This is a genomic window from Vineibacter terrae, from assembly GCF_008039615.1.
GTDB classification, from domain to species: Bacteria; Pseudomonadota; Alphaproteobacteria; order Reyranellales; family Reyranellaceae; genus Vineibacter; species Vineibacter terrae.
On sequence record NZ_VDUZ01000127.1, the window covers coordinates 1 to 718 of the forward strand.

1 protein-coding gene is annotated in these 718 nt (G+C 56.0%); it reads left to right on the forward strand.

The genetic code is table 11. The features are described from left to right. Window positions 1-233 precede the first annotated feature (233 nt). On the forward strand, window positions 234-608 hold the full coding sequence (locus tag FHP25_RS40505) for a hypothetical protein (protein WP_147852694.1): 375 nt from the start codon (window positions 234-236) through the stop codon (window positions 606-608). Window positions 609-718 lie beyond the last annotated feature (110 nt).

Consider the following 718-nt stretch of genomic DNA (forward strand, 5'->3'; position numbering starts at 1 on the left):
GTGGCAAACTCCGTCTCAGCGGCGGGGGTGTCAGCGTGTTGCGAAGACTTCATCTCTCTTCCTCCGTAGGCTCGGTCCAAACTCAAAGCCTACCTCCTGACCTCTCGTCGCTACATAGAATCTGAGCAGAGCGAAGGATCCTTCAGGCCGTCGAACCCGGCACCTCCGGCACGGTGGCCAACCAGTCGAGGTTCCTGATAGGCTGCGCATAGGTCGTACATTCGGCAAGCCCCATGGATACCGTCGCATTCATTACCGTTGAGCTTGGAGACGATCTCATCGTTTCGTTCGCGGTCCAGAAACCGGATGACCCATCCTGGATCGAAAGTCTCACGCTCTTGCGAACCCCGAAATATGAACCGTACCGCGATCGCGATGAGCGCGGGGTCTCCGTGTCGTTCGAGCGCTTTCTGGACGACAACGATCAAGAGATGTTGAAGGCCGTCAGTTTTTTCGAGCGCGATGCGATCATCGAACTCAGGACAACTTCGCGGCACTATCGGCTGAGTGTCCGCAAAGTGAATCCGGAAGAGCTCGCCGATATGCGCGAGGCCTTTCACAAGATGAACTTCGACAACAGCTTCCGGCTAAACCGAAGTTACCCCTGAGGGAATTGAGCAAGTTGTTGTGATCGCAGGGATTTGTTGACTGCGAAGTGTTTCGTGCTGCCTACAGCGAGGGTGTCAGGTCGAGCAGATCGAAGGCGCGTTGCTGGACA